Here is a 411-nt window from a genome sequence, read left to right as displayed (position 1 = left end):
GGTGTGGCTTTATCTGTTACCTGATTGACAGCTGCGTAGCGACGAACACCACTACGTGACATATAGCTAATCCACTCATAGCCCTCTGCTGTCAAAACGCGATCATAATTAACTTTTTGACCTGCTTCGTAATAAACAACTTCTGGACTAGTTAGTTTAGGCTCACTTCTCACACTTGTCCGATCTGTAAAGACATAAGTACCACTTGAAGGCAAGCTAGGTCTTGATTGAGAAACACTCTCTGGCTGTGATGGAGAGGATGGGACGGAGGGAGTTGGTGACGCTGGTGTGGCTTTATCTGTTACCTGATTGACAGCTGCGTAGCGACGAACACCACTACGTGACATATAGCTAATCCACTCATAGCCCTCTGCTGTCAAAACTCGATCATAATTAACTTTTTGACCTGCT

At 45.3% G+C, this 411-nt stretch carries 1 protein-coding gene; it reads right to left on the bottom strand.

From position 1 onward, the window contains the following. Positions 1–411, bottom strand: a 411-nt coding sequence (locus ACQRDX_RS09555) for an SH3 domain-containing protein (RefSeq protein ID WP_427896662.1), incomplete at both ends; no start/stop codon positions are given.

It is taken from the genome of Streptococcus sp. SGI.013 (assembly GCF_050315295.1).
Lineage (GTDB): Bacteria > Bacillota > Bacilli > Lactobacillales > Streptococcaceae > Streptococcus > Streptococcus porcorum.
Note: the sequence above shows the minus strand (reverse complement) of the source record. Positions and strands in the feature narration are given on the sequence as shown.